The organism is Pyxidicoccus sp. MSG2 (assembly GCF_026626705.1).
Classification (GTDB): domain Bacteria; phylum Myxococcota; class Myxococcia; order Myxococcales; family Myxococcaceae; genus Myxococcus.
The window spans coordinates 1,143,117-1,168,867 of the sequence record NZ_JAPNKC010000001.1; the positions used below are offsets into that span (position 1 = coordinate 1,143,117).

The following is a 25,751-nucleotide window of genomic DNA, read 5'->3' on the forward strand; positions in this document are numbered from 1 at the left end:
CTCAGGGCAGCTTCGCCTTCTGGAAGCCCGACCAGCAGTGGTCGTAGTCGGACTGCAGCGTCGGCGTCTCCATCGCGAAGCGCGTGGGGCGGATGACCCAGCGCGACTCGAACATGAAGGCCAGCGTGTCCTTGATTTTGTGCGGCTTCAGGTCGGCGTTGATGGCGCCCTCGTAGCTCGCCTGGTCCGGCCCGTGCCCGCTCATGCAGTTGTGCAGCGACGCGCCGCCCGGAGCGAAGCCACCGGCCTTGGCGTCGTAGACGCCCTGCACCAGCCCCATGAACTCGCTCATCACGTTGCGGTGGAACCAGGGCGGCCGGAAGGTGTGCTCGGCCACCATCCACCGCGGCGGGAAGATGACGAAGTCGCAGTTGGCCGTGCCCGGGATTTCGCTCGGTGACGTGAGGACCGTGAAGATGGACGGGTCCGGATGGTCGAAGCTCACCGTGTTGACGGTGTTGAAGCGCGCCAGGTCGTACTTGTACGGCGCGAGGTTGCCGTGCCACGCCACCACGTCCAGTGGTGAGTGGTCGAACTGGGAGGCCCACAGCCGGCCCATGAACTTCTGCACCACCAGCGTCGGCCGGTCCACGTCCTCGTAGGCCGCGACGGGCGTCAGGAAGTCGCGCGGATTGGCCAGACCGTTGGCGCCGATGGGGCCCAAATCGGGCAGGCGGAAGAACGCGCCGTGGTTCTCACAGACGTAGCCGGAGGCCGGCCCGTCCGGCAGCTCGGCGCGGAAGCGCACGCCGCGAGGCACCACACCCACGTCGCCCGGCGCCAGGTCCAGCACGCCCATTTCCGTGACGAGCCGCAGCCGCCCTTCCTGAGGTACGAGGAGCAGCTCGCCGTCCGCGTCGTAGAACACGCGGTCCACCATGGACGTATTGGCGGAGTACAGGTGGATGCTGATGCCCGCGCCCGTGGCCGGGTCGCCGTTGCCGCCGTAGGTGACGAGCCCGTCGACGAAGTCCACCTTCCCACCGGGCTCCGGCCGGGGATTCCAGCGCAGCCGGTTGGGCGTGACGGGCACCTCGTCGAAGGGGCCGCTGCGCAAGAGTCCCTGCGGATGGGGCTGGTACGCGGGGTGGTTGGCGCTCGGGCGGATGCGGTAGAGCCACGAGCGCCGGTTCTCCCGGCGCGGCGCGGTGAAGGCCGAGCCCGACAACTGCTCGGCATACAGCCCGTACGGCGCCCGCTGCGGCGAGTTCTGCCCCTCGGGGAGCGCGCCCGGGACGGCCTCGGTCGCGAACTCGTTTCCGAAGCCGGAGAGGTACGTGCGCGGGTTGGCCCCGGGTTGGGTTTCGGTGGTCACCGGTATCTCCTTCCTGGGGCCGTGTATGCCGCCTAGCGGGCCGTGTCGACCTTGATGACGCCGCGGCGGATCTGGTCGAGCTCGATGGACTCGAAGAGCGCCTGGAAGTTCCCGTTACCGAACCCCTCGTTGCCCTTGCGCTGGATGATTTCGAAGAAGATGGGCCCGAAGAGATTCTCGGTGAAGATCTGCAGCAGCAGCCCTTCCTGCTCGTTGCCGTCGATGAGGATGCGGTTCTTGCGCATCCGCTCCAGGTCCTCGCCGTGGTTGGGGACGCGCTTGTCGACGAGGTCGTAGTAGGTGTCGATGGTGTCCTGCAGGGACACGCCGCGCTGACGCAGGCGCTCCACGGTGCCGTAGATGTCGCGCGTCGTCAGGGCCAGGTGCTGGATGCCCTCGCCGTTGTACTGGCGGATGAACTCCTCAATCTGGGACTTGTCGTCCTGGCTCTCGTTGAGGGGGATGCGGATGGCCTTGTCCGGGGCAATCATCGCCTGGCTGAACAGGCCCGTCGCCTGACCCTTGATGTCGAAGTACTTCTGCTCGGTGAAGCCGAAGATGCGGTTGTAGAAGGTGGACCAGGTGCGCATCTGGCCCCGGCGCACGTTGTGCGTCAGGTGGTCCAGCGACTCCAGGCCGACGCTGTTCTTCGCCTCGGCCGCGTCCGCGCCGGGGAACTTCGTCCAGGCGTCATAGATGGAGCCCTTCGCGCCGTAGCGGTCGACGAGGTACAGCAGGCTGCCGCCGATGCCCTCCAGAACATAGGAGCCGTCACCCAGCGCGCCACGGGCCGGGTCGGCCGCCTTCGCGCCGCGCTCCAGGGCCATCTCGTACGCCGTGCGCGCGTTGGCCACGCGGAAGGCCATGCCGCTGGCGGACGGGCCGTGGGCCTGGCGGAACTCCGCGGCCTGGCCGGTGGCCTCGCGGTTGACGAGCAGGCTGATGTCACCCTGCTTGAAGCGGATCAGGTCCCGGGTCGGGTGCTTGGAGTACGCGGTGAAGCCCAACCGCTCCAGCAGGCCCACCATCACCTCGGGTGCGGGGCTCGTGAACTCCACGAACTCGAAGCCATTCAGCCCAAGAGGGTTCTCAGCCGTGTCCACCATTGCACCGCCTCCGCGAATCGCGTTGGGCGCGGGCACGCCGCGCCAGGTCCCGGGAAGCCCCCAGCTGAGGGAGGCTTCTTCGCGGCGAAAGGTAGGGATCGACCTGCTCAGCGAAAAGTACAAAGCACAGGCAGAGACTGTCAGTCCTCCACACAGTGCGGTGCGCCATGAAAGCGGGCCTTCGTGACGCCACGCGGCGCCCTCTGAAGAGGGGCCTGGAGGGAGTCCGGGTGGGGTGGAGAGGGGCCCGGTTCCTACCCCTCAGGGGGGAAGTCGGGCCACCCCGCCCTGCTTCCGGGCGGCCGAGGGAATGTCAGACCCCTCCGGTAGTCTGCATCCATCAACAACGAAGCCGAAAAGGAAGGTCGCCATGACTGCCACTCGTGAGAACCCGCGCGTCTCCGTCAACAAGCTCGGTCAGTACCTCACCGCGACGCCTTCGCTGCGCAAGCGCATCATCCACGGCCAGAAGCACCCGGTGGACCCGCAGTACCTGCGTTATCCCGCCGCCTCGCAGGCCATCGTCGAGTTCCTCTGCGAGGGCCGCGACGAGGTCATCCTGCGCTACCACCAGCGTCGGCTGCTGAACGCCGCGCCGGAGTCGGACTTCGACGCGCACCGCCTCGCGCTGTGCGCCGAGGCCCTGCAGCGCTGCCTCGTCTCCGTGGACGGGCTCGCCTCGCACGCCATCGCCAGCCCCGCGGACGTGGACCTGCCGCCGCTGGAGCTGGCGGGCGTCGCCGTCAACGTGCGGCCGGAGGTGCTGCTGCGCAGCGTGGACGCGCAGGGGCAGATGCGCTCGGGCGTGCTGAAGCTCTACTTCTCCAAGCACACGCCGCTGGACGAGCGCGCCGGGCAGTACATCGCCACCGTGCTCCAGCGCTACGCCGAGCAGCGGCTGGAGCAGCGCGGCCCGGTGGACTCGCGCCTCGTGGGCGTCTTCGACGTGTTCGCCGGCCGGCTGCACTTCGCCCCCCGCGCCCAGCAGCGCCGGATGAACGACGTGAAGCTGGCGTGCGAGGAGATTGCCGCGCGCTGGAACGTGAACTGACTCCCTGAGAAGGCGCGAGCCCCGGAACACGCCGGCGGGCCCGCCGCCCGGGGGTGACGAGGCCGCGGCCCCGGCCCGTCCCCCGGTGCACCTGTCCGTTTCCGGGACGCGACTTCCCGCATCCGTGCAGCCCGCCCGGGCCGCACGGGTGTGCCTCCCTCGCAAAGCCGGGGGGTTGCCTTGTGTCGCGGCGCTGGCATGTCCTTCGCTCTGGGACATGGGCATGGATTCCCTCCGACAGGACTTCCGCTACGCGCTGCGCACCCTCATGCGCACCCCCGGCTTCACGCTGGCGGCCGGCATCACCCTCGCGCTGGCCATCGGGGCGAACACCGTCCTCTTCAGCGCCATCCACGCCATGCTGCTGCGGCCGCTGCCCTTCCCGGAGGCCGGGGAGCTGGTGCGCGTCTGGTGCAAGCAGACGGGGAACCTGGACCAGGCCTCGGTGTCGGACCCGGAGCTGCTCGGCTGGCGGGAGCACGGCAAGGGCTTCGCGAAGCTCGCGGGCTTCGGGCTGAGGGACATCAACCGCACCGGGGTGGAGTCGCCGGAGCGCGTCCGCGCGGGACTGGTGACGTCCAACTTCTTCTCCACGCTGGGAGTGCGGCCCGCGCAGGGCCGCGACTTCACCGACGAGGACGCGCAGGCCGGGCAGCCGGCTTCCGTGGTGGTGGTGAGCCACGGCTTCTGGAAGCGGGCGCTCGCGGGCACGCCCGGGGTGGGCCAGACGGTGGTACTGGACGGGCGGAGCTACACCGTGGCGGGCGTGCTCCCGGAGGACTTCACCTTCCCGGAGTTCCCCAACGAGGCGGAGGTCTGGCTGCCCCTCTGGCTGGACGCGCAGAGGGAGGGCCACCACTCCCTGTCCGTGCTGGGCCGGCTGGCCCCGGGCACCTCGCTGGAGGCGGCGCGCTCGGACCTGGCGCGGGTGGCCACGCTCATCGACTCCGCGGACGCCGGCGAGGGGCCGCACGGGGTGACGCTGCTCACCTGGCAGGAGGAGCTCACCGGCAACATGCGCCCCATGCTGTGGACGCTGTGGGGGGCGGTGGCCTTCGTGCTGCTCATCGCCTGCGCCAACGTGGCCAACCTGATGTTGGTACGGGCGCTGGCGCGGCAGCGCGACGGCGCCATCCGCGCGGCGCTGGGAGCCAGCCGGGGCCGGCGCATGCAGCAGGCACTGGCGGAGAGCGTGCTGCTGGCGCTCTTCGGCGGAGCGATGGGGCTCCTGATGGTGCTGTGGGGCCTGGAGCTGGTGCGCGCCCTGCTGCCCGTCAACATGCTGCGGGTGACGCCGGTGGAGCTCAGCGGCCCGGCCCTGGCCTTCAGCGTGGCACTGTCGGTGGGCGCGGGGCTGCTCTTCGGGCTGGCGCCCGCGCTGCACACCTCCGGCATGGACGTGCTGCCGCTCCTGAAGCAGTCCGGCAGCGCCGCGGGGGCGCGCGCACACCACCCGCTGCGCAACGCGCTCGTCATGGTGCAGCTGGCGCTGGCGCTGGTGCTGCTGGTGGGCACCGGCCTCATGGTGCGCACGCTGCAGAACGTGCAGGCGGTGGACCTGGGCTTCGACCTGGACGGGCTGTTGTCCGCGCGGCTGTCGTTGCCCGCCGCGAAGTACGCGGACGGCCCGCGCAAGGCCGCCTTCTACGACGAGCTGCTGGGCCGCATGGCGGCGCTCCCCGGAGTGGAGGCCGCGGGGATGATCAACGACGCCCCCCTGGGCACCAGCAACACCAACGGGGACTTCATCCTCGAGGGCGGCGCGCCGCAGCCCGGTGAGCGGTTCCTCGCCGAGTTCCGGGTGGCCAGCCCGGACTACTTCCGCACCATGCGCATCGCCGTCCGGCAGGGCCGGGCGTTCGGCCCGCAGGACGGGGACAAGGGCGGGCCCGTCGCCATCGTCAACGAGGCCTTCGTCCGGGCCTACCTCGGCACGGGGGAGGCCCTGGGCCGGCGGGTGAGGCTGGACTGGAACGGGGACTCGGCGTTCCGCGACGTCGTCGGCGTGGTGGCGGACGTGCGGGCGGACCGGCTCACCCTCCCCGCCCGGCCGGAGGTGTACCTGCCCCTGGCGCAGATGCCCATTCCCTCCGTGACGCTGCTGTTGCGCGGCCGGGGCGCGGAGGCCCCGCTGGTGACGGCCGTGCGCCAGGAGGTGAAGGCGGTGGACTCGGAGCAGCCCGTCTACGACCTGGCGCCCTTCGCGGAGCGGGTGGACCGGCAGCTCCTGCGCCCCACGGCAACGGCGCGGCTGCTGGCCGCCTTCGCCCTGCTCGCGGTGGTGCTGGCCGGCGTGGGCGTCTACGGCGTCATGGCCTACACCGTGGGCCAGCGCACGCGTGAGCTGGGTATCCGCCTGGCGCTGGGCGCGCACCCGCGCCAGGTGCTGCGGCTGGTGCTGGGCCAGGGCCTGCGGCTGACGCTGGTGGGCGTGGGCGTGGGGCTGCTGGCCGCCTTCGGCTGCACACGGCTGCTGGCCTCGCTGCTGTACGGCGTGGACGCCAGCGAGCCCACCATCTTCGTGGGCGTGGCCGGAGTGCTGGCCGGGGTGTCCCTGCTGGCCAGCTGGCTGCCCGCGCTCCGCGCCAGCCGCGTGTCACCAGCCGTCTCCCTGCGCGCGGAGTAGCGCCGCGCCCACGCGGGCCGTGTCAATCCCTCGGGCAGGTCCGCTTGCTTTCTGGCCGGCCAGGCGGGGCGGGTCCAACCCACCTCAGTCATTCCGGGGCCCAAGAAAATCGAAGGCGCATCCTGGACCGTTGGCCCTTTGACGCTTGCCAAGCGTCGGGTTTAAGAGTCCGCATGCACTTCGACTGGACCTTTCTTGTGCGAATGAGCGCGCTGGTGCTTCCGGCCATCATGCTCATGGCCCTGCACGGCGTGGCGAGCGCCGCGACGCCCCCGGCCTCTTCGTCGGGCGGGTCGCTGGAGACGCTGTCCCAGCGGCGCATCTTCTTCGGGCACCAGTCCGTGGGCGGCAACATCCTGGACGGCGTCAAGCAGGTGGCCTCCGCCCCGCGCGTGGTGGAGCTGAAGGACCCCGGCCAGCCGGTGGCCCCCGGCACCATCGCCCACGCCATGGTGGGCGAAAACACGAAGCCCGAATCCAAGATTGCGGACTTCGCGCGTCTGATGGATGCGGGCCTCGCGAAGGGGGCGGACGTGGCCTTCTTCAAGTTCTGCTACATCGACTTCAACGGCACCACGGACACCCGCGCCCTCTTCGAGAAGTACCGCGCCACCATGGAAGGCCTGAAGGCGCGCCACCCGGGAACCACCTTCGTGCATGTCACCGTTCCGCTGACCACCGTGCAGCGTGGCGCCAAGGCGTGGCTGAAGGAGCTGCTCGGCAAGCCGGTGTGGGGCATCTCCGAGAACGTGCAGCGGGAGAACTTCAACCAGCTGCTGCGCAAGACGTACGGCGGCAAGGAGCCGCTGTTCGACCTGGCGGCGCTCGAGTCCACCTCCGCCGAAGGGACGCCGGAGACGTACGAGCTGAACGGGCAGACGTGGCCTGCCATGGTGCCCGCGTACTCGGATGACGGCGGCCACCTCAACGCCGCGGGCCAGGCCCGCATGGCGAAGGAGTTCCTCGCCTTCCTGTCCGCCCTGCCGGCACCGGCCGTGCAGCCTCCCATTCCCTCACACGCCACACCGTGACATGAGCCTGCTCCCCGTTCCCCTGTCGCGCGAGCTGGGAACGCTCCTCTCGCGCCTGAAGCTCCGACGCTGCCAGGCGGTGGGGGACACCCCCACGGTGCTCGGCCGCGTGTGGATTCACGGCTCCGGCGAGGTCCGCCTGGGCCACCGCGTGGTGCTGGATGGGCGGATGGCTCCCATCGAGCTGCACGCGATGCAGGGTGGCAGCATCGTCCTGGGTGACGACGTCGCCATCGAAGGAGGCGCCTCGCTGGAGGCGCTCCAGTCCATCACCGTGGGCGCGGGCGCGAGGCTGGGCGCCTTCTGCAAGGTGATGGACAACCAGCACCACCCGCTCCGGGGCAACCGGCACGAGCGCCCCCCTTCCGTCCCGCTCGTCATCGAGGACGGGGTGACGGTGGGCAGCCGCGCCATCCTCCTTCCGGGCTCGCACGTGCAGCAGGGCGCCACCGTGGCACCCGGCACCGTGATTTCCCGCCGCATCCCTCCCCGCGTGACGGTGGGGGGCTCGCCGGCCCGGGTGCTGCGCCGCGAGGTGGCCGGATGAACCCGAGACTCTCCACCCTTCCGCTGTCCACGTGGATGAATCACCTCCAGGGGCTGCGCGACACCGTGGAGCCCCGCGCCGTGCGCGCGGTGGCCCTGGCGCGCGCGCGCTGGCTGTTCCGCTCGGTGCAGTCGGTGGGCCGCAACGTGGCCGCGTACGGTCCCATGACGGTGCAGAACGAGGGCACGATTCAGCTGGGAGACAGGCTCACCTTCGTGGGCGGCATGATGCCCAGCTCGCTGGTGTGCCACCCGGGCGCGCGGCTCTCCATCGGCTCGGACACGCAGTTCAACTACGGCGTCTCGCTGGAGGCGTGGGAGTCCGTCACCCTGGGCGAGCGGTGCATGTTCGCCTCGTTCGTCCGCGTGGGGGACCGCGACGGGCACCGCACCGCGCCCATCGTCATCGAAGACGACGTCTGGGTGGCCCATGGCGCCATCATCATGCCGGGGGTGCGCGTGGGGGCGCGCTCGGTGGTGTCCGCCGGCAGCATCGTCACGCAGGACGTGCCACCGGACTCGCTCGCCATGGGCAACCCCGCCCGCAACATGAGCCTGGAGCTGGTCGCCCGCGAGTCGGGCAGCTGAGCGCCCTTCCTTCTTCACCCCGGGGCGGATGCTCCAGCCCCGGCCACTTCCATCCACACGTCATTCCAGACAGGACTGAAACACCATGAGCACTCGTGAGCGCATCCGCAGCTTCATCGTCGACACCTTCTTCGTGGACGAGTTCGCCGACGACGACTCCTTCCTCCGCAAGGGCCTCATCGACTCCACCGGCATGATGGAGCTGGTGGCGTTCCTCGAGCAGGACTTCGGCCTCAAGCTGGAGGACCGCGAGCTGGTGCCGGAGAACCTGGACTCGCTGACGCGCGTGGTGGCCTTCGTGGAGAAGAAGCAGCAGCAGCGCCTGCCGCAGGTGGGCTGAGAGAGAGCACCACCATGTGTGGCATCGCGGGTTTCACCTTTCCGGCGGGCGGGGGCGCCGGAGCAGCCGCGCGGCAGGAGTCCGCCGAGCGACTGCGCAGGATGACCGCCAGCATCAAGCACCGCGGCCCCGACGCACAGCGGGCCCTGATGCTGGACGGCGTGGGCCTGGGCCACACGCGGCTCTCCATTGTCGACCTGGAGGGCGGCCACCAACCCATGCGGGACGCCCGCACGGGACTCACCGTCGTCTTCAACGGTGAAATCTTCAACTACGTGGAGCTGCGCGAGCAGCTCTCCGCGCACTACGCGTTCCGCACGCGCTCGGACACGGAGGTCATCCTCGCCGCGTTCCTCACGTGGGGCATCGACTGCGTGCGCCGCTTCGAGGGCCAGTGGGCCTTCGCCCTCTGGGACCCGCGCGACAAGACGCTCTGGCTCTCGAGAGACCGCGTGGGCATCTGCCCGCTGTACTACGCGCAGCTTCCGGGCGGGCACCTGGCGTTCGGCTCCGAGGCCAAGGTGCTCTTCGCGGGCGGGCTGGTGACGCCGACGCTGGACGCGCGGGGCCTCAAGCAGACCTTCGCACTCTGGTCGCCTGTCGCACCGCGCACCTCGTTCGAAGGCGTCAGCCTCCTGCCTCCCGCGCACTCGGCCCGCTTCCGGGACGGGAAGCTGGAGGTCTTCCGGTACTGGGATTTGGACTTCGGCGTCACGCCGGAGGCCGCGGACGAGCCGAAGCTGCTGGAGGAATTGGGCGCGGTGCTGGAGCGCGCGGTGCGGCTGCGGCTGCGCGCGGACGTGCCAGTGGCGGCGTACCTGTCGGGCGGGTTGGACTCCAGCCTCCTGTGCGCGCTGGCGCAGGGGCAACTGGGCGGCACGCTGCGGACGTTCTCGGTGGGCTTCGCGCACGCGCGCTTCGACGAGCGCCAGCACCAGTCCACCGTGGCGGACGAACTGCGCACGCAGCACCGCGTGGTGGAGATGAAGGACGGGGACATCGGCACGCTGGTGCCCGGCGTCATCTTCCACGCCGAGCAGGCGATGATGCGCTCCGCGCCCGCGCCCTTCCTGCGCCTGAGCGAGTGGGTGCGGGAGAACGGCATCCGGGTGGTCCTCACCGGTGAGGGCTCGGACGAGATGTTCCTCGGCTACGACCTCTTCAAGGAGACGAAGGTCCGCCAGTTCTGGGCGCGCCAGCCGGCGTCGAAGTACCGCCCGCTGCTCTTGCGGAAGCTCTACCCCACGCTCTCCGTGAGCCAGCAGAACGTGGAGCTCTTGCGCGAGTTCTTCGGCATGGGACTGGAGGACCCGGGGAGCCTGGGCTTCTCGCACCTGGTGCGCTGGTCCAACAGCGGCCGGATTACGCGCTTCCTCGCGCCGGAGTTCGCCGCGCGCGTGGCGGACGAGGACCCGGTGGCGTCGGTGCTGCAGTCGGTGCCAGAGCACGTGGCCCGCTGGCGACCGCTGGCGCGCGCGCAGTACCTGGAGGCGAAGACGCTGCTGTCCGGGTACCTCCTGTCCGCGCAGGGCGACCGCATGCTGCTGGGCAACGCGGTGGAGGGACGCTTCCCCTTCCTGGACACGGCGGTGATGGAGTTCGCCGCTCGCGTGCCGGAGCGGCTGCGCCTCAAGGGGCTGGACGAGAAGCACATTCTCAAGCGCTTCGCCCGGGGCAAGGTGCCCGCCTCCATCCTGGAGCGCAGCAAGTTCCCCTACCGCGCGCCCATCGCCGGAGCGCTGGTGGGCCCCGACGCGCCGGCCTGGGCTCGCGAGCTGCTCGCGCCCGAGGCAGTGGCGAAGGTGGGTGTCTTCGACGCGAAGAAGGCGGAGCGACTCGTGGCCAAGCTGCGCGCGCCCAACGCCGCGGAGAGCGAGGCGGACACCATGGCGCTGTTCGCCATCGCGTCCACCCAACTGCTGGCCCACCACTTCCTCCAACCGAAGCCGCCGCCCGCGGCGGACGTGGACGCGGTGGTGCTGGAGGCCGCATGAGCGCGACGGACTCCTCTCCCGCGTGGGTGATGGGCCACGCCGGGCGCACGCCGGATGCGTCCGCGGTGGACTCGCCGTGGGTGCGGCTCACCTACCGGCAGCTCGCGGAGCGGATGCTGGCGCTGGCCGGCCACCTGCGCGCGGCGGGGGTGGGCCCGGGGGACAAGGTGCTCATCGCCCTGCCGCTGGGCTCGGCGGCGGTGGTGGCGGGCCTCGCGGTGCAGGCGCTGGGCGCGTGCGCGGTGGAACTGGACCGCGAGTCCGGCGCCGCATCGCTGGATGCCATCCTCGCGCAGACGGGCGCGCGGCACGCCTTCGTCTTCGGGCAGGACGCGCGCAAGTGGACGGGCAGGACCACCCTGGGCCACTTCTACGTGGTGCACTCCTCGCGTCCGCCGGAGCGAATGCTCCAGGTGCTGGCGCCGGCCGTGTGCACGTGGATTCAGGAGGACGGCGCGCTGGACGCGGAGGCGAAGGCCGCTCCGCTGGAGACGCTGCCCTCCGCGCCGTCCGACGGGCACGCGGCCATCGTCTACACGTCCGGCAGCACGGGCACGCCCCGCGGCGTCATCCAGACGTTCGGCAACATCGCCGCCAACACGCGCTCCATCGTCGAGTACCTGGGCCTGTCGCCGACGGACCGGGCGCACCTCATCCTCCCGCTGCACTACTGCTACGGGAAGAGCGTGCTGCAGACGCACCTGCTCGCGGGCGGCTCGGTGTTCCTGGACCCGCGCTTCATGTACCCGCAGGTGGTACTGGAGGCCATGGCCGCCGAGGGCAGCACCGGCTTCGCGGGCGTGCCGCTCACCTTCGAGCTGCTCAAGCGTCAGGCCGGCCCGGAGACGCTGTCGAAGCTGAAGCTGCGCTACCTCACCCAGGCGGGCGGAGGCATGGCGCCGGACACGATTCAGTGGACGCGCGAGGCGTTCCACCCGGCGGAACTGTTCGTCATGTACGGCCAGACGGAGGCCACCGCGCGGCTGAGCTACCTGCCGCCGAAGCTCGCGAAGGAGAAGGCGGGCTCCATCGGCCTGGGCATTCCCGGCGTGGAGTTGCGCGTGGTGGCGGAGGACGGCACGCCGCTGCCCGTGGGAGAGACGGGCCACCTGGTGGCGAAGGGCGCCAACGTCACGCCGGGCTACCTGGGCGCGCCCGAGGAGACGGCCACCGTGCTGAAGGACGGCTGGTTGTGGACGGGCGACCTGGCCTGGCGCGACGCGGACGGCTTCTTCTTCCTCGTCGGCCGCGCGAAGGAAATCCTCAAGGTGAACGGCCACCGGGTGAGCCCGGCGGAAATCGAGCACCACCTGGCGAGCCACCCGGCGGTGCGAGAAGTAGCGGTGGTGGGTGTACCGGACGCGCTGGGCGGCGAAGCGGCCTGCGCGGTGGTGGTGGTGCACGCGGGCGCCGAGGTGAAGGAGGACGATTTGCGGCGCTTCTGCCGTGAGTCGCTGCCGGTGCACAAGGTGCCGAAGCACGTGGTGTTCTCGGAGGCGCTCCCGCGCGGGCCCGCGGGCAAGGTGCTCAAAGCGGAGCTGCGCACGCGTTATTCGTCAGTCGGTTCTTCGTAAGAAATTCCTGAGGGGTGGACACGATGAAGTTCTCGAAGCAGGTGCTGGAGCTGGACTGGGAGGCCAAGGCGGCCGAGCTGTCCGAGGGGCTGCGCGAGGCGGTGCTGAAGAGGCTGAAGAAGCGCGGGCTGGTGGTCGCCATCTCCGGTGGCATCGACTCCGCCTGCGTGGCCGCGCTGGCCGTGCGCGCGCTGGGGCCGGAGCGCGTCTTCGGCATCCTCCTGCCGGAGAAGGACTCCAGCGGGTGGAGCTCGCAGCTGGGCCGCAAGCTCTGCGAGAAGCTGGGCATCAAGTACCAGCTTCATGACATCGCCCCGATTCTCGAGGCGGCGGGCTGCTACCGGCAGCGCGACGAGGCGGTGCGCTCGGTGTTCCCCGAGTTCACCCCGGACATGAAGTGGAAGATTGTGATGAACGGCGACCGGCTGAACACGGACGCGGTGAACTTCTTCCACGTGGTGGTGCAGGTGAACGGCGAGGAGCGCCGCTTCCGCCTCTCGCCGCAGGCGTACACGCAGATTGTCGCCGCGACGAACTTCAAGCAGCGCACCCGGAAGATGATGGACTACTTCCACGCGGACCGCCTGAACTTCGCGGTGTCCGGCACGCCGAACCGCCTGGAGTACGACCAGGGCTTCTTCGTGAAGCTCGGTGACGGCGCGGCGGACGTGAAGCCGATTGCGGGCCTCTACAAGACGCAGGTGTACAAGCTGGCGAAGCACCTGGGCGTCATCGACGAAATCACCAGTGGCGAGCCCACCACGGACACGTTCAGCCTTCCGCAGTCGCAGGAGGACTTCTACTTCTCCGTGCACTACTCGCAGCTCGACCTGCTGATGTGGGCCAAGAACCACGGCGTGTCCACGGACGAGGCCGCGCAGGTGATGGGCCTGACGCCCACGCAGGTGCAGCGCGTCTACGACGACATCGACCAGAAGCGCCGCTCCACCGCGTACCTCCACTCCGCCCCGCTGCTGCTGGAGAAGGTGCCGGAGCTGGACGCGTTCAAGATTGGCTGAGCGTCCTCCGACGCGTCGGGTGGCCAGGTCCGACGCGTCGCCTCCACCTCCCGCGTGTCGACGCACGGGAGGACACCACGGGACGTGGGATGCTCCGGGCGGGTGACCCTGGTGTTGACGGCGGCACATCGCTTGCTGAAGCGGTGGCCGCCGTTGTCATTTCCACCCGCCGTTCGACAGGACGACGTACGCCTCCACGGACCCGCAGGCCGCCACCGTCCTTCGCCTCGAGCGGATCCAGGATGAAGCGCGGCGCTATTCGTACTCGTCGCACTTCTCGGCGCGCACGGGGATGCTGCCCTTCTTGTCCTCGCGGACGAAGAGCGTGCCGTCGCGGAAGAAGCCCGTGCCCCCCTTGAGGCGGACGACGCCCTTCTTCGCGTCCACCACCGTCCACGCCAGCGCCTCACGCGAGCCGCCGGGGTGCGTCACCTCCAGCGTGTACGCGCCCGCCGCGCCGGGCTTCGAGCCCGTCACCTTCAACTGCTCGTCCTCCTGGCCGTACTCGGCCTTCATGGCGCCGCCGGCCTCGAGGGTGAAGGCAGGGGTGCCCGCCGAGCAGGGCCGCTCGATGACGTACCCCTTGCCCTTGCGCTGCACCTGCACCCAGCGGCCGGCGAGGGGCTTCACGTCCACCGCACCCGAAGCCGCCGACGCGGCACCGCCCTGCGCCTTGCAGTCGAGCTGATCGCGACGCAGCAGGCCCACCGTGGCGCTCTTCGGCCCCACGAAGCGCGCGGGCACCAGGTCCGGCTCCAGGTCTGGCACGTAGACCTGCACCGCGTCCCCCGTCACCACGAAGGCCTTGCGCTGCGTGTTCTGCTCGTCCGAGTCGTGGAAGTACGCGCGCGGCGCCTTCACCTTGCAGCCCGTCAGGGCCGTCATCGCCTTGCGCGAGAAGGTGTCCTTTCCGGGCCAGCCCGCGCCGCAGCAACCGGGGCTTCCGCCCTCGATCACCAGATCGCCGGACTCCAGCCGCAGCGTCCACGTGTCGGCGGCATCCGTACTCTTCAGCGCCCAGCGAGACGCGGACTCCTTCCGCTGGAGCATCAGCGGGCACTCACACGTCCCGACGCTCTGCCCCTGCGGGAAGCCGGCGCTGTAGTGGAGCAGGGTCTCCTTGTCGCCCTGCAGCACGGCGAGCTCCCCGCCGTCCTTGCGATACACGCCCGTGACATCCCCCGCCGGCTGGGCCGCGGCCACCGCCGCCCACGCCACCATCGTCAGGCCCAGCGCCACCTGCCTGGTCATCGTCGCAACCTCCATGGATCAATGAATCCGAAGAGTTACGGAAACCTGCTTTATCGGATTCCGAAAACTTCCGCCCAAGCAACAAACGACGGAACTCCTAGATAATAGAGGGAAATCCTCGACTGCGTGTCGAGTGAGCCGGGGGCCGCAAGCCCTCGTGCGGGGAGCGGACCATGACGAGCGTCAGCAACTACAAGGTGCGGTCAGGCGACACGCTGTCGGCCATCGCCAAGCGCTACAACACCACCGTCGATGCGTTGGCCAAGGCCAACAACATCAAGAACCCGGACCGCATCAGCGCGGGTCAGGTCCTGAAGGTCACCGACGGCTTCGACGCGAAGCCGACCGACACGAAGGGCAAGACGCAGCCGAAGGTGGACAACTATCAGCCCACCAAGCCGGCCACGAAGCCCGTCGAGACGAACACGAAGCCCGCGCAGACCACCAAGGGCGAGACCCCGGCGGACCTGGGCAGCCTGAGCCGCAAGTACGAGGCGACCGGCCCCGGCACCGTCTCCACCGGCACGGGTGACGCGGGTGGCGTGTCCTACGGCTCCTACCAGTTCGCCACCAAGACGGGCTCCGCCAAGGAGTTCGTGGACGGGCTGAAGAACACCTACCCCGACTACTACAAGGCCCTGTCCGGCAAGACGCCCGGCAGCGCCGAGTTCACCAAGGCGTGGAAGGACCTGGCGAAGAAGGAGCCGGAGCGCTTCTTCCAGGCCCAGCACGACGCCATCAAGCGCACGCACTACGACCCCGCCGTCGCCGACATCAAGAAGGCCACCGGCCTGGACGTCACCACGCGCTCGAAGGCGCTGCAGGACGTGGCCTGGTCCACCTCCGTCCAGCACCGCAACAACTCCGACGACATCTTCAAGGCCGCGCTCAAGGGCAAGGACCCGGCGAAGATGAGCGATGAGGAGATCATCAAGGCGGTCTACGCCGAGCGCGGCCGGAAGAACGACAAGGGCGAGCTGGTCCACTTCCGCAAGAACTCCGCGAAGGTGCAGGAGAGCGTCGCCAACCGCTTCGTGAATGAGTCGAAGGACGCCCTGGCCCAGCTCAAGAAGGAGCAGGCCGCGGGCCCGACGACGAAGCCGGAGACCAAGCCCGCGACGAAGCCGGAGACCAAGCCCGCGACGAAGCCGGAGACCAAGCCCGCGACGAAGCCCACCGACTCGGCGCCTGTCGAGAAGCCGGGCTCGAAGGAGGCGACGAAGGTCAAGGTCCCCTACTACAGCCAGTTCGAGGGTGGCCACGGCTACACCCCGAACGACACCGCGTGCTTCAACGCGGCGGTGGCCATGGCCAAGGCGGCCGGCGCCACCGTGACGGGCCCGGACAAGCGCATCCAGGTGGCCACGAGCGAGAACTCCAAGGGCCAGGTGACGGTGGACCCGAAGAAGGCCGCCGAGGGCCGCAAGTACATCGACTCGCAGCTCGACGCGGGCAAGCCCGTGGTGGTCGGCGTCAGCCACAAGGACGCCAGCTACAACGCGGACGGGCTCACGGACCACTTCGTGGTCATCACCGGCCGCGGCGTCGACGACAAGGGCCGCACCTACTACACCTTCCACGACCCGGGGACGAAGCAGACGGCCAAGGGCGCCGACACCAACGCGAACAACCGCTTCTACGTGGATGACAACGGGAAGATGTACCGCGAGGGCAGCAAGGCCACCGGCTACGTCACCGACCGTCAGTACGAGGTCTCGATGGTCCGCCGCAACGCCTAGTCCCACCGCCTGAAGGCCCCCGGCCACGCGCCGGGGTGCCGCTGAAAACGAAGCCGCGCGCCGACCCGTGAAGACGGGGCCTGCGCGCGGCTTCTGTGTTTCGGGCGCGCGTGATTTCAGCGGCCGGGCGGCCAGGTGGAGACAGACCTCAGCCAGGCAACTTTCCGGGCGGAGGTACGACAATTCCCCCTGTAAGCAGTCACCCCACTCCTGAAAGCCGGAGCGCGCCATGACCTCCCCCCGCATCGACTCTCGTCCGCAGACCTACTCGCCCACGGCGGCGCAGACGTCGGGGCTTCCGCAGGGCCGGGACGCGCAGCTCAGCCTCCAGCAGGTCTGGCCGTACATCGAGAAGTACGCGAAGCAGTACGGCGCGGACCCCAAGGTGCTGGCGGGCATCGTCGCGCAGGAGTCCTCGTTCAAGAACCACGGCGTGCACCGCGACGGCACCGGCCACGGGCTCATCGGGCTCGATGACAACGGGCTGCTCCCCTCCTTCGAGAAGTGGGCCGGTATGCAGGTGGGGCGCGGCGCCAACGCGAAGACGATTCCGCCCGAGAAGCAGCTGGAGTTCCTCGCGAAGACCATCGGCGACCTGACGAAGAAGCACGGCAGCAGCCTGGCCGCCGCGCGCGAGTGGCACCGCGGCGCGGGCAACATGAACGACGCGCGCGGCTACGACTACCAGAGCAAGATCCAGAACCACATCAACACCCTGTTCCCGGGCGGCAAGACGCCGACGGGCACCGCCAACGTCCCCGACACCACCGCGCCGGGTGGCAACACCCCCGGCACCACGCCGGGTGGCAACACCCCCGGCAGCAAGCCGGGCACCGACGCACCGGGCTCGCGCCAGCCGGTGGGCGACTCCGACTACAAGATCAAGAGCGGTGACACCCTCTGGGGCATCGCCTCGCAGCTGAAGGCGAAGGGCATGGAGGGCTCGCACTGGGACATCATCAAGCAGATCCAGGCGCTGAACCCGAAGATCACCAACCCCAACCTCATCATGGCCGGCGACAGCATCAAGCTGCCGGGCGTGGCGGGCTCGGACCAGAGCAGCTTCGCACCCGGCGCGAACAAGCCCAACCCCGTCAACATCAACCCCACTGACGGCGCCGCCCCGGTGACGAACAACGGGAAGGTGGACGCGAGCAAGGTGCCGCAGATCAGCCAGTACAACCCGGCCGGCAAGGACGGGAACTACTGGAACGGACCGGCCAACTGCGGCCCCACGTCCATGGCGCAGATTGCGCGCGCCGTTGGCTACGGCAAGGACATGACGGACGCCCAGCTCATCAACCACCTGGGCAAGATTGGCGGCACCAGCGGCAACGGCACCGATGTGAATGGCATCGCGAAGATGGCGAAGGCCATGGGGAAGAATGCCGTCACCAAGGGCCCCGGCGCCAACGTGGACTGGATTGCCGACCAGCTCAAGCAGGGCAAGCTGGTGGTGGCCAACGGCGACTACCACGCCATGCCGCCCCACCAGAACGAGGGCCGCACCTCCGGCCACTACGTCACCGTGGCGGGCATGGACGACAAGGGCAACTTCATCGTCCGCGACCCGGCCGACGCCAACGTGAAGACCGTCACCCCGGAGCAGCTCAAGCACTTCCTCAACTCCAACCCCAACGGCGGCTACCAGATGGCCATCGGCTGAGCGCCGGGCCGCGGTGACAGCGAAGGGTTTGTCTTTCCTGGACCGGCATCCGCATGATGCCGGTCCATTTCATTTCATTTCATTTCATTTCCCGAGGACCCGGATGCCCCAGAGCCCGTCGCCGCACACGTGCATCTCCTGCAAGAGGACCGAGAGCGGAGCCGTGGCCGGCTCGACGTTCATCTCCAATGGAGACAACGGGATGATCGTGCGGTTCTGGATGTGTGATGACTGCGCCATGAAGTACGGCCCGGGCCAGGGCCCCATCGACATGGATGACCCGACGAAGCCCGCCGAGCGGCGCTGAGGCAGGCGGCCCACCCGGACGGTGCGTGGAACCGGGCGCACGAGCGGGGTATGGAATACGGGCCTCCCTCCCCCCGTCGGAGAAGACATGAACAAGCTCCTCGGCATCGCTTCCCTCGTCCTGGCCTCCGCGGCGCTCGCAGTCTCCCTCATGGGACGCGGTGAGCCCGCGCCGCCTCCCCCGTCCCATGAAGACGCGCCCCCCGCCATGGCCGCCGCCGACGTGGAGGACCTGGAGCGGCGCGTGCGGGCGCTGGAGGACACGGCGCTCGGCCTGTCCCGGCGGCTGATGACGCTGGAGCAGCGGCCCGCCATCTCCGCGGACGGCGGCGTGGTGGCGGCCCCCGCGGCGCTCACGGCGGAACTGGAGCAACTGCGCGCCGAGGTGCGCGGCATGGTGGCCGGCGAGGCCCTCAACTCCGAGGGCGGGCGCGCGTACCTGAAGGACGCCGTGCGCGCCGCGCAGGAGGAGATGCGCAACGAGCAGCGCGAGGTCCGCCAGCAGGAGTGGGCCCAGGCGCAGGTCCAGGCCCAGACGCAGCGCGCGGAGCGCCTGCGCCAGTTCGTGAGCGACGCGAAGCTCAACTACAACCAGGAGCAGGCGCTCACCCGCCGCATGCAGGCCGAGGACTCGAAGCGCCAGGCGCTCATGGCCGAGGTGCAGGCCGGCACGAAGAACCCGCGCGACATCCGCCAGGAGCTGCGCGCAGAGCGTCAGCAGACCGACCAGGAGATGAGCTCGCTGCTGAGCGAGGAGCAGCAGGCCAAGTACCAGGAGCTGCGCCGCGAGGAGTGGGGGAACGGCGGCCGCCAGCAGCGTGGGCCTCGCGGTGAGCGCGCCGGTGGGGAGCAGCCGTAGCCCGCCTCAGCCGCCCGGGGGCCGCGCGTTGTGGGAGATGATGAGCACCTCCTCCGGCCTGGGCTCCTCGCGCGCCCAGGCCAGCAGCGCGCCCAGGCCATCCGTGTCCCGGGCCCGCGCCGTCTCCAGCGCCACCTCTTCCCGGTACGGGTAGAAGAGGTCCGTCTCTCCCAGGCTCTGCTCCACCCAGCGCCGCCAGCCGGGCAGTGAGCGCCCCGGGGCGGGCTGCACGCCCACCACCTCGTAGCCCGCCGACGTGAAGGTCCGGTGCAGCCCCACCACCGTGGCACCCGTGCCGAAGCCGCACACCACGCTCCTCACCGCGGGGTACACGTCGCGCACCACCTCGCGCAGCCGCACGGCCCACGAGGCCACGCACTCCACCAACTCCCCGTTGGCGAGCTGCCGCGGCCAGCACCACCCGGCGCGCTCGTAGCCCCTCGCCAGCTCCCAGGCCTCGGAGAGCCCGCGCACGGTGCGCACCTCGCCGCCGAAGCCGTTCGTCCGCAGATAGCCCGTCCCCGCCGCGTCCGTCACCGCCACCACCGGCAGCCCCCGCTCCCGCCCCAGCGCGTCCAGCGCCAGCGCGGTGGCGGCGCCGGACAGCTCCACCAGCCCCCTCGCCCCCTCCGGGAGTGACGACTCCAGGTAGCGCGCGAAGGTGAGGTACTTGAGGCTGCCAGCGGGAAGGGCTCCACCCCACAGCACCACGGGGCCTTCAGGCCAGGGACGCGACAGGGGAAAGACGACGCGCATGCGGGCACCCTCCAGCCCCCAGGCTTTCCCTCGTACGGCCCCGGCGCCATGGCTCGCCGCACCGCGCTGTCGGCCCGTGGACCGGAAGCCCGCCCGTCCGCCCTCCGAGGACACTCGCCTCCTCCTCCGGGCCCACGCGAAAAGCCTCGGGGGGCCGGTGGCTGTGCGATAGTCAGCGTCGCACTCTCATGCTGCGCCGGCTCCTCCCCACCCTCGTGGCCCTGGGCTGCGGCCTCCTGGCCCTCGGCTGGGGGCTCGTCAGCCTCCAGCGCATCTTCGGCCAGGAGCGCGAGGACGCCCACGACCAGGTGCGCTCGCGCCGCGAGGCGCTGGAGCACGCCGCCTCCGAGTCGCTCCGCCAGAGCCTGGCCCGGCAGCTCGAGGAGACCATCCCCGCGCTCCACGAGGCGGTGGGTGACCCGCTGGCCCCGGCCGAGGGCTTCTACCTCCTCTTCCGCAACTACCAGTTCCTGCCACGCATCACCCGCCCCAGCGCAGGCTACCGGACGCCCGCGAAAGACGCGTACCTCGTCCTCGAGGCGCACCTCGCGGATGGCTCGCCCGCGGGCAGGTGGGAGCAGCGCCTGGCACGGCTGCGCGCGGTGGAGGCGGCGCTCGCGGCCCGGAACACCCGGGGCGTGGGGCGGCTGGTGGAGGACCTCCTGCGCTACCACGCCGCCAACCCGCTGCCCGCGGTGCAGGAGTTGCCCTTCCTGGTGCTGACCCTGGAGCGGCTGCAGCGCGGCAAGGACACGGAGCCGCTGGTGCGGGCGCTCTTGCGAGAGGGCCTGCCGGAGGACTTCGGCGGCTTCGCGCGGGCCTCGGGCCTCCAGCGGGATTTGCTGCGCGACCGCTCGCGCTTCACCCAGTCGGACTTCGACTTCCTCCACGAGCACATCGTCCGGCTGAGCACCGCACTGGGCGAGCCCACCAGCGACTTCATGGACCGCTCGGGCGAGGTGGGCGCCGGCATGCTGGTGATGCCGGACGGGCTGGTGGAGCCCACGCTGATTGGCGAGCAGTGGTACGTGGAGCCCAAGAACGAGGAGGCCGTCTATGGCATCGCCGTGGACGTGGTGGCGCTGCTGCGCCCCATCGCCGCAGACCTGCGCGCGCGCCGCCTCCTCGACACGGACGGCACGCTGAGCCTCAAGACGGACCGCCCCGTGCAGCCGATGCGCACGCTGCGGGTGCGCGCGGAGATGCCGCAGTGGGTGCGTGCGGAGGCGGACATCGAGGCGCGCTACGGCCTGAAGACGGTGCTGGTGGCGGTGTGCGGCACGCTGGCCATGGCCATCTTCGCGCTGTCGGTGGTGGCGCAGCAGCGCAAGTACCGCTTCCTGGAGCTGAAGAGCGACTTCGTGGCCACCGTCTCGCACGAGCTGCGCACGCCGCTGGCCTCCATCCGCCTGCTGGGCGAGACGCTGGAGCGCAAGCTCGCGCACACGCCCGAGGTGCGCGACTACCCGGCCCGCATCGTCCAGGCCGCCGACGGGCTGCACTTCCTCGTGGAGAACATCCTGTCCTTCAACCGCATCGACAAGGGCCGCTGGAAGCTGCGGACCTCGCGCGTGCGGTTGGAGGAACTGGTCAACCCGCTGCGCGACGACCTGGCCAGCGCCACGACGGTGCCGGTGGACCTGGTGACGGACGTGGGTGACGCGGAGCTGGAGGCGGACCCCTCGCTGCTGCGGCTGCTCTTCGCCAACCTGGGCCGCAACGCGTGCGCCTACAACCGGCGCAGTCCGGTGCGCATCTCCGTCACCGCACAGACGATTCCCGGCCACGGGTGCACGGTGCTCTTCCGCGACAACGGCGTGGGCATGCCCGAGGCCGAATGGGAGAACGTCTTCCAGGACTTCTACCGGCTGACCCAGCCGGGGCCGGAGGTCCACGGCAGTGGCCTGGGACTGGCGCTCTGCCGGAAGATCATGCGGCTGCATGGAGGCGACATCCAGGTGGCCACCTCCAGCCCTGAAGGCACCACCTTCGCACTCACCTTTCACGAGTCGTACCGATGACCACCGCCACTCCGAACCCAACCAGCCGCCCCTCCGTCCTCATCGTCGAGGACGACGCCCACCTGCGCGTCGGCCTGCGCGACAACCTCCAGGACGAGGGGTACGTGGTGTCCGAGGCCCCGTCCGCCCGCGACGCCGAGCCGCTGCTGCGTGAGCGCGAGTTCGACCTGCTCATCCTGGACGTGATGCTGCCTGGCGAGGACGGCTACTCCTTCTGCCGACGGCTGCGCTCCCAGGGCGTGAAGAGCATGGTGATGATGCTCACCGCGCGCTCGCTGGAGGACGACATCCTCCGCGGCTTCGAGGCGGGCGCGCAGGACTACCTCACCAAGCCCTACCGGCTGCGGGAGTTGCTGGCGCGGGTGCGCGCGCTGGTGCGCCGGGCCGGCACGCCCCCGCCGCAGGTGATGACCTTCAGCGGCTTCACCCTGGACCTGGGCCGGCGCGCGGTGACGAAGCCGGACGGGACGGACGTGGAGTTGACGCGCACCGAGTTCGACCTGCTGGCCTTCCTGCTGCGCCACAAGGACCGGGCCCTGCCCCGAGGAGAAATCCTGGACGCGGTGTGGGGCCGGGACGTGGTGGTGGACCCGCGCACGGTGGACAACTTCGTCTCCAGCCTGAAGAAGAAGCTCGGCTGGACGAGCACGTCGGGTTTCACCATCCACACGATTCGTGGCGTGGGCTACCGGATGGAGCTCTCCGCCCCGTGACAGAACAGTGATGAAGAGATGGCCGACCCACGGCCATCCCGCCGCGCCCGCCTCGTAGGTTGACTCGTGCGTGGACAGGGCGCTCCAGAGCCATCCGCCCACGCCGGTGCCGCCTGCCGCGAGGAAGCGGTGAGTCCACCGGGAGCGCCCGTCGATGCGGGAGGCAGCCGGTATGTTCAAGTCGGTCATCGAGCGGCAGCGAGCGGGGCGACTGGGGACGGGGACGTGGGTGTCCATCGGCGTGCATGCGGCGCTGTTCGCCGCGGTGCTGTTCATCTCCGCGCGGCCTCCGGAGCCTCCGCCCGAGAAGGACCCGCTCGACGACCTCCGCATCATCGTGCAGCGGGGCCCCAGCGTGCGCAGGGGCACCCCGGCACCCGCGCCCCCGAAGCAGGCCACCCCGCCTCGTCCCAAGCCCCCGGAGAGGAACCGCGTGCCCCGCACGCCCCAGCCGCTGCCGACGCAGCCGCGTCCTCCGGAGCCCGACCCGACGCCGTCCCCGGGCAGGGATGACGTGGTCGCCACGCCTGCCATCTCCGTCGAGCCCGAGGGCCACCCGGACGGCGATCCGGACAGCCTGCTCCCCGACGGTCCGCTGCCCACGAGCTTCCCCACGGACCTGGTGCGCAAGGCCACGGACGTGGAGAACCTTCCCTTCGGCGACGGCATGACGCCGCCGGTGATGCTGAGCGGAGCCCCCATCGAGTACACGTCCCTGGCGCGCGCGGCCGAGGTGGAAGGCACGCTCATCGCGAAGTGTGTCATCACCCGGGAGGGACAGATGCGGGACTGCCGCGTCCTCAAGGGCCTGGCCTATATGGACGAGGCGGTGGTGGAAGCCCTGGAGACCCGGCGCTACCGCCCGGTGACGTTCCAGGGCAGCCCGGTGTCCGTGTCCTATCACGTCACCGTCAGGCTCAAGCTGCCCCGGTAGCGCCCTCGCGCATGGGTGATGACGCCGCCCTCCTTCCCTCTCACGGGAAGGAGGGCGGTGCCGTTTCGGGAGGCGCGGCTGCACCTGCGCGAGCGGTCTTTTCCCATGACAGAACCGTGACCAAGAGATGGACGACCCACGGCCATTCCGAGACAGCGACTGCGTAGTTTGACTCTTGCGTGGTCAGGGCGCTCCAGAAGCAACCGAACACGTCGGCATCCGTCCGTGGGGAGCGGACGGATGCCGGGAGCGCCCGTCCTTGGAGGAGGCCGTCCACCATGTTCCAGTCAGTCATCGAGCGGCAGCGGGCAGGGCGTCTTGGCACGGGCATGTGGCTGTCCATCGGAGCGCACGCGGCGCTGTTCGCCGCGGTGCTCTTCATCTCCGCGAGGCCCACGGAGCTGCCGCCCGAGCCGGAGAAGGAATACGTCCTCAAGCTGAGCCCGGGCCCCAACCTGGCCAAGGGCACGCCGGCGCCCGCCGCCCCGAAGCAGGCCGTCGCCCCGAAGCCCCGCCCGCGCAACCCGAACCGCGTCCCGACCAAGGTGCAGCCGCTGCCGGCGGACCCGCAGCCCGTGGAGCCGCCGCCTTCCGACCCCAGCGACAACACCGACGAGGTGGCGGACCCGGGCGAGGGCGTGGCCGGCGGCCACCTGGACGGTGACCCGAACAGCACGACCATCGGCGTGCCGCTCGTCCCCGGCCTCCCGGGGGGCACGGGCCAGGGCCCCACGGGCACGGAGGTCCTCCCCTTCGGGCAGGGCATGACGCCGCCGACGCAGGTGCGCGTCACTCCCATCGACTACACGCCCGCGGCGCGCGCGGCCGAGGTGGAAGGCACGCTCATCGCCAGGTGCGTCATCACGGTGGAGGGCAGCGTGCGCGACTGCCGCGTCATCAAGGGCCTGCCGCACATGGATGAGGCGGTGGTGGACGCCCTGGAGACCTGGCGCTACCGCCCGGTGACGTACCAGGGCAAGGCGGTCAGCGTGTCCTACGTCTTCACCCTCCGGCTGAAGATGCCCCGGTAGGGCCTCACAGGTCGACGCCGCCCGCCGGCACCAGCACGTGCTTGAGCACGTAGGCCTTCAGGCGCTGGCGGACGGTGTCATCCTGGGTGAGGACGATTTGGGGGTGCACGCGGGTGGCCACCTCGAAGAGCACGGCCTCCAGCAGCATGCCGTCCCGCGCAATGCCATACAGCCGGTCGAGTGTGGCGTCCGACGCATCCGTCTTTCCCCGCGCCTTCTGGTCCTCGTGGACGACGAGCGCGGCGCCCAGGCACTCCAGCTCCTCCACGGAGGTGAAGTGCTCCTCGGTGGTGCCGGTCATCTCCTTGCGGTGGGAGGGCTCGCCCAGCCACAGCGCCTTGCAGTTGGCGAAGGCGAACCAACCCAGGTCGTGGTTGGGGTCGAACTGGATGGAGATCTCCTCGCCCACGCGCTCCGCGTAGCCACGGGGGACGATGGCGTCCTCGCGGATGACGAGCCCCAGGTGCGAGTGGGTCTGGAAGAACTGGCGGATGACGGAGTAGCGCGGGCTGAGCGTCAGGCACATGCCCCACGCGTCGAGCGCCTCGTCGAAGCGCCCCAGCTTCGCGAGCGCGTTGCCCAGGAAGAACCAGGAGCGGTGGTCATCCGGGTTGAGGGCGGTGGCCTTGCGGTAGTGCTCCAGCCCGGTGGCCGCATCATCCGCGAAGTAGGCCGCGTCGCCCCGGAAGTTCCAGGCCATGTAGCAGTCCGGGCACACCTCGGTGGCGCGCGCGTAGAGCTTCCCCGCCTCCTCGTACTTCTTCGCCTGGAAGAGCGGCTCGGCCTCGTCGAGCAGCTTGCGTGCAGCCGGATTCTCCGGCCACTCGCGGACGACGCGCTCGCCGTTCTCCACCACCACGCGGGGGAACTCCACCGCCTGCACGCGCTGGGGCCACAGCTGGTCCCCCCAGCCCCCCGGCGGCGAGTCCTTCCCCTCCACGCGATAGGCCACCTCCGACGCTTCCAGCCGCTTCGCGATTTCCGAAGGCGACAGGTACCGCGGCTGCTCTGGCCCGGACTCCGTGGCGGCAGAGCGGGCCTGCGGCGCCTCCGGCTGCGACACGGGAGCGGGCTTCTGCGTGGAAGCACAGCCCAGGACGAGCGCACAGCCGGCGGCGATGAGTGAGCGGTTCAAGCGGGAAGGACCTTTCGGTGGATGCGGCGCACCCAGTCTATGCGCCGGGCACCGGGTCCCCCCGCACCCGAAATGAAATGACACGGCCCTGGCGCGTCGCGCCTCGTTTTCCTCCAGTCCCGGGGAGTACGGTTCTCCCTGGTTCATGAC

At 70.2% G+C, this 25,751-nt stretch carries 22 protein-coding genes; 17 read left to right on the top strand and 5 right to left on the bottom strand.

Annotated features, from left to right (window positions below; genetic code table 11):
* Position 1 precedes the first annotated feature (1 nt).
* Positions 2 to 1,315 (bottom strand): homogentisate 1,2-dioxygenase, encoded by a 1,314-nt coding sequence (gene hmgA, locus OV427_RS04680; RefSeq protein ID WP_267854906.1) that lies wholly within the window; start codon positions 1,313 to 1,315, stop codon positions 2 to 4.
* A 32-nt stretch (positions 1,316 to 1,347) separates the two neighbouring features.
* Positions 1,348 to 2,421, bottom strand: coding sequence for a 4-hydroxyphenylpyruvate dioxygenase (hppD, locus tag OV427_RS04685; RefSeq protein ID WP_267854907.1), 1,074 nt, complete (start codon positions 2,419 to 2,421; stop codon positions 1,348 to 1,350).
* 370 nt (positions 2,422 to 2,791) lie between these two features.
* Here hppD and OV427_RS04690 point away from each other — a divergent pair, with 370 nt between their 5' ends.
* The 9 genes from OV427_RS04690 to nadE all read left to right on the top strand — a co-directional run bounded on the left by OV427_RS04690 (position 2,792) and on the right by nadE (position 13,190).
* Positions 2,792 to 3,472 (top strand): hypothetical protein, encoded by a 681-nt coding sequence (locus tag OV427_RS04690; RefSeq protein ID WP_267854908.1) that lies wholly within the window; start codon positions 2,792 to 2,794, stop codon positions 3,470 to 3,472.
* A gap of 223 nt (positions 3,473 to 3,695) precedes the next feature.
* Complete coding sequence (locus OV427_RS04695) at positions 3,696 to 6,098, top strand: ABC transporter permease (protein WP_267854909.1); 2,403 nt, start codon at positions 3,696 to 3,698, stop codon at positions 6,096 to 6,098.
* A gap of 173 nt (positions 6,099 to 6,271) precedes the next feature.
* Complete coding sequence (locus OV427_RS04700) at positions 6,272 to 7,129, top strand: hypothetical protein (protein WP_267854910.1); 858 nt, start codon at positions 6,272 to 6,274, stop codon at positions 7,127 to 7,129.
* 1 nt (position 7,130) lies between these two features.
* A complete protein-coding gene (locus OV427_RS04705; RefSeq protein ID WP_267854911.1) occupies positions 7,131 to 7,676 on the top strand; it encodes an acyltransferase in 546 nt (181 codons plus the stop codon).
* Positions 7,673 to 8,263 (top strand): acyltransferase, encoded by a 591-nt coding sequence (locus OV427_RS04710; RefSeq protein WP_267854912.1) that lies wholly within the window; start codon positions 7,673 to 7,675, stop codon positions 8,261 to 8,263. Before OV427_RS04705 ends, OV427_RS04710 begins: the two co-directional genes overlap by 4 nt.
* Positions 8,264 to 8,348: 85 nt before the next feature.
* The gene (locus tag OV427_RS04715) at positions 8,349 to 8,603 is read left to right on the top strand and encodes an acyl carrier protein (RefSeq protein WP_267854913.1); all 255 of its coding nucleotides are present in this window, start codon (positions 8,349 to 8,351) and stop codon (positions 8,601 to 8,603) included.
* 14 nt (positions 8,604 to 8,617) lie between these two features.
* A complete protein-coding gene (gene asnB / locus OV427_RS04720; RefSeq protein WP_267854914.1) occupies positions 8,618 to 10,597 on the top strand; it encodes an asparagine synthase (glutamine-hydrolyzing) in 1,980 nt (659 codons plus the stop codon).
* Entirely contained in the window at positions 10,594 to 12,171 is a 1,578-nt protein-coding gene (locus OV427_RS04725; RefSeq protein ID WP_267854915.1) for a class I adenylate-forming enzyme family protein, read from the top strand. The genes asnB and OV427_RS04725 overlap by 4 nt, the downstream gene beginning before the upstream one ends.
* 23 nt (positions 12,172 to 12,194) lie before the next feature.
* A complete protein-coding gene (gene nadE / locus OV427_RS04730) occupies positions 12,195 to 13,190 on the top strand; it encodes an NAD(+) synthase (RefSeq protein WP_267854916.1) in 996 nt (331 codons plus the stop codon).
* Positions 13,191 to 13,445: 255 nt separating this feature from the next.
* Here nadE and OV427_RS04735 read toward each other — a convergent pair whose 3' ends face one another.
* On the bottom strand, positions 13,446 to 14,441 hold the full coding sequence (locus OV427_RS04735; RefSeq protein ID WP_267854917.1) for a hypothetical protein: 996 nt from the start codon (positions 14,439 to 14,441) through the stop codon (positions 13,446 to 13,448).
* 173 nt (positions 14,442 to 14,614) lie between these two features.
* Between OV427_RS04735 and OV427_RS04740 the strand changes: the two genes are divergently transcribed.
* From OV427_RS04740 to OV427_RS04755, 4 genes are all read left to right on the top strand, one after another.
* Complete coding sequence (locus tag OV427_RS04740; RefSeq protein ID WP_267854918.1) at positions 14,615 to 16,180, top strand: LysM peptidoglycan-binding domain-containing protein; 1,566 nt, start codon at positions 14,615 to 14,617, stop codon at positions 16,178 to 16,180.
* Between the two features lie 229 nt (positions 16,181 to 16,409).
* Complete coding sequence (locus OV427_RS04745; RefSeq protein ID WP_267854919.1) at positions 16,410 to 17,846, top strand: C39 family peptidase; 1,437 nt, start codon at positions 16,410 to 16,412, stop codon at positions 17,844 to 17,846.
* A 163-nt stretch (positions 17,847 to 18,009) separates the two neighbouring features.
* Complete coding sequence (locus OV427_RS04750; protein ID WP_267854920.1) at positions 18,010 to 18,153, top strand: hypothetical protein; 144 nt, start codon at positions 18,010 to 18,012, stop codon at positions 18,151 to 18,153.
* A gap of 87 nt (positions 18,154 to 18,240) precedes the next feature.
* A complete protein-coding gene (locus OV427_RS04755; RefSeq protein WP_267854921.1) occupies positions 18,241 to 19,011 on the top strand; it encodes a hypothetical protein in 771 nt (256 codons plus the stop codon).
* 6 nt (positions 19,012 to 19,017) lie between these two features.
* On the opposite strand, the gene OV427_RS04760 is transcribed toward OV427_RS04755, so the two are convergent.
* Complete coding sequence (locus tag OV427_RS04760) at positions 19,018 to 19,767, bottom strand: pyridoxal-phosphate dependent enzyme (RefSeq protein WP_267854922.1); 750 nt, start codon at positions 19,765 to 19,767, stop codon at positions 19,018 to 19,020.
* A 188-nt stretch (positions 19,768 to 19,955) separates the two neighbouring features.
* On the opposite strand from OV427_RS04760, the gene OV427_RS04765 reads away from it, so the two are divergent.
* The 4 genes from OV427_RS04765 to OV427_RS04780 all read left to right on the top strand — a co-directional run bounded on the left by OV427_RS04765 (position 19,956) and on the right by OV427_RS04780 (position 24,466).
* Positions 19,956 to 21,788, top strand: a complete 1,833-nt coding sequence (locus OV427_RS04765; protein WP_267854923.1) for a sensor histidine kinase — start codon at positions 19,956 to 19,958, stop codon at positions 21,786 to 21,788.
* Complete coding sequence (locus OV427_RS04770; protein ID WP_267854924.1) at positions 21,785 to 22,501, top strand: response regulator transcription factor; 717 nt, start codon at positions 21,785 to 21,787, stop codon at positions 22,499 to 22,501. Before OV427_RS04765 ends, OV427_RS04770 begins: the two co-directional genes overlap by 4 nt.
* A gap of 172 nt (positions 22,502 to 22,673) precedes the next feature.
* Positions 22,674 to 23,435 carry an energy transducer TonB gene (locus tag OV427_RS04775; RefSeq protein ID WP_267854925.1) on the top strand — a complete coding sequence of 254 codons (762 nt, stop codon included), beginning with the start codon at positions 22,674 to 22,676 and terminating at the stop codon, positions 23,433 to 23,435.
* Positions 23,436 to 23,713: 278 nt separating this feature from the next.
* Entirely contained in the window at positions 23,714 to 24,466 is a 753-nt protein-coding gene (locus OV427_RS04780) for an energy transducer TonB (protein ID WP_267854926.1), read from the top strand.
* 4 nt (positions 24,467 to 24,470) lie between these two features.
* Here OV427_RS04780 and OV427_RS04785 read toward each other — a convergent pair whose 3' ends face one another.
* Positions 24,471 to 25,601 (bottom strand): tetratricopeptide repeat protein, encoded by a 1,131-nt coding sequence (locus OV427_RS04785; protein ID WP_267854927.1) that lies wholly within the window; start codon positions 25,599 to 25,601, stop codon positions 24,471 to 24,473.
* Between the last annotated feature and the right edge of the window lie 150 nt (positions 25,602 to 25,751).